Here is a 2,902-nt window from a genome sequence, read left to right on the forward strand (position 1 = left end):
TCGGCAGCACGCGGCCGGCCTCGTCGGTGATGCGCATCTTCTGCAGCCAGGCCTCGAACTCCGGCGCGCGTTGTAGGCCGAGCAGCTCGCGCAGGTACAGCGCATCGTGGAACGAGGTGCTCTGGTAGTTCAGCATGATGTCGTCGGCGCCCGGCACGCCCATGATGAAGCTCAGGCCCGCCGCGCCGAGCAGCGTCATCAGCGTGTCCATGTCGTCCGAATCGGCCTCGGCATGGTTGGTGTAGCAGACGTCGCAGCCGAGCGGCAGGCCCATCAGCTTGCCGCAGAAGTGGTCTTCGAGCCCGGCGCGGATGATCTGCTTGCCGTCGTAGAGGTACTCCGGGCCGATGAAGCCGACCACGGTGTTGGTGAGCAGCGGCGAGAACGCGCGCGCCACCGCGTAGGCACGGGCCTCGCAGGTCTGCTGGTCGACGCCGTGGTGCGCATCGGCCGACAGCGCCGAGCCCTGGCCGGTCTCGAAATACATCACGTTGGCGGTGGCCGGGTCGCCGACCGTCGCGCGCTTCAGCGACAACGCGGCGGCCTGCGCCTCGCGCAGCAACGCGAGGTCGATGCCGAAGCTCGCGTTCGCCTGCTGCGTGCCGGCGACCGACTGGAACACCAGGTCGACCGGCGCGCCGGCCTCGATCGCCTGCACGGTGTTGGTGACGTGGGTCAGGATGCACGACTGCGTGGGGATCTCGAAGCGGCGGATCAGCTCGTCCAGCAGGTGCAGCAGGTCGACCAGCGCCGGCATGCTGTCGCTGACCGGGTTGATGCCGATCACCGCGTCGCCGGCGCCGTACAGCAGGCCGTCGAGCATCGAGACCGCGATGCCGCGCGGGCTGTCGGTCGGGTGATTGGGCTGCAGGCGCACCGAGAGGCGGCCGGGCAGCCCGATCGTGTTGCGAAAGCGGGTGACGACGCGGCATTTGCGGGCGGCGAGGATCAGGTCCTGGTGGCGCATCAGCTTGCTGACGGCCGCGGCCATCTCCGGCGTGATGCCGGCGCGAACGCGCGCGAGCGTGGCTTCGTCGGCCGYGTCGGACAGCAGCCAGTCGCGCAGGCCGCCGACCGTCAGGTGCGAGATCGGTGCGAAGGCCGCGCGGTCGTGCGTGTCGACGATGAGCCGCGTGACCTCGTCGTCTTCGTAGGGCACCAGCGCTTCATCGAGGAAGCGCTGCAGCGGCAGGTCGGCCAGGCACATGCGCGCGGCCATGCGCTCGGCGGCGCTGCCGGCCGCGATGCCGGCGAGCTGGTCGCCCGAGCGCGCCGGTGTGGCGCGCGCCATCACGGCCTTCAGATCGGCGAACTGCCAGGTCTGCGTGCCGATGGTGTGGCGGTAGGGCATGCGTCTCCTCAGGGCTGCGCGGCGAGGTCTGCGGCAAGAGCGGCGGCGCGCCGCTCTCGGCCGCTGACCAGGAACAACACGGTGGCTGCGGCCATCAACCCGGCGAAGATCAGCGACAGCAGCAGGTTGTACCAGACCATCGCCACGAGGCACAGCAGCGCGAGCGCCAGCGCGATGGCCGGGAACACCGGGTAGCCGATGGCGGGGAACGGGCGTGCGAGCTCGGGCTCCTTGCGGCGCAACGCGAACAGGCTCGCCATCGACATGATGTACATCACGATCGCGCCGAACACCGACATCGTGACGATGTTGGCCGTGAGCGTCTGGCCGCCGAACGAAAACAGCTCGTCGCTGAAGATCGCCGCGATGCCGATGACGCCGCCGGCGAGCACGGCGCGGTGGGGCGTGCCGAAGCGCGGGTGGATGACGGCGAGCCAGGCGGGCAGGAAGCCGGCGCGGGCGAGCGCGAACATCTGCCGCGAGTAGCCGAGGATGATGCCGTGGAACGAGGCCACGAGGCCGAACAGGCCGATCCACACCAGCATGTGCAGCCAGCCGCTGTTCTCGCCGACGACGGTCTTCATCGCCTGGGGCAGCGGGTCGTTGATGTTGGAGAGCTTGCGCCAGTCGCCGACGCCGCCGGCGAAGACCATCACGCCGATGGCGAGCAGCACCAGCGTGACGATGCCGGCGATGTAGGCGATGGGGATGGTGCGCTTCGGGTCTTTCGCTTCCTCGGCGGCCATCGCGACGCCCTCGATCGCGAGGAAGAACCAGATCGCGAACGGGATGGCGGCGAACATGCCGGAGAGTGCGAGCGGGCTGAAGCTGTCCTGCCCGGCCCAGCCATGCGCGGCGAAGTTGGCCACCGAGAAGCCCGGCGCGACCACGCCCATGAAGACGAGCAGTTCGAAGATCGCGAGCACGGTGACGATCAGCTCGAAGGTGGCGGCAGTGCGCACGCCGACGATGTTGAGCGCCATGAAGACGACGTAGGCGCCGCAGGCCATCAGCTTCGGGCTGGCGGCGGGGAACTGCACCTGCAGGTAGGCGCCGATGGCCATGGCGATGGCGGGTGGCGCGAACACGAACTCGATCAGCGTGGCGAAGCCGGCGATCAGGCCGCCGACGGGGCCGAAGGCGCGGCTGGCGTAGGCGAACGGGCCGCCGGCGTTGGGGATCGCGGTGGTGAGCTCGGTGAAGCTGAAGATGAAGGTGGTGTACATCGCCGCGACGACCGTGGCGGTGACGAGGAAGCCGAGGGTTCCGGCGCTGGCCCAGCCGTAGCTCCAGCCGAAATACTCGCCGGAGATGACCAGCCCGACGGCCAGTCCCCACAGGTGCCAGGCGTTCAGCGTGGCTTTGAGATGACCCGTCTGTGTCTGCATGGACGCTCCAATCGCTCTCGTCAGGTTGGAAGGGACTGCTGTTCGTGGGTCACGCAAGATCTGTTCCGCTGGGCGATGGCCGACCCGGCCGGCGAGCCCCGGCCTTCCACCCGCGCCTTTGCCATCAGGCGATCAGGATGTCACAACCACCCTCCCGAAGCGC

2 protein-coding genes are annotated in these 2,902 nt (G+C 69.1%); both read right to left on the reverse strand.

What is annotated here, in order from left to right; genetic code table 11:
- A partial coding sequence (locus AC1D15_RS25080; RefSeq protein ID WP_477828113.1) for an ethanolamine ammonia-lyase subunit EutB occupies positions 1-1,351 on the reverse strand: 1,351 nt, incomplete at its 3' end.
- Between the two features lie 8 nt (positions 1,352-1,359).
- On the reverse strand, positions 1,360-2,739 hold the full coding sequence (eat, locus tag AC1D15_RS25085) for an ethanolamine permease (RefSeq protein ID WP_477828114.1): 1,380 nt from the start codon (positions 2,737-2,739) through the stop codon (positions 1,360-1,362).
- Positions 2,740-2,902: the final 163 nt, after the last annotated feature.

The organism is Rhizobacter sp. P2_H2, from assembly GCF_056403375.1.

Excerpts from the sequence above, each read along its gene's own strand:
- eat (WP_477828114.1), bottom strand. The coding sequence starts at position 2,739 with ATGCAGACACAGACGGGTCATCTCAAAGCCACGCTGAACGCCTGGCAC.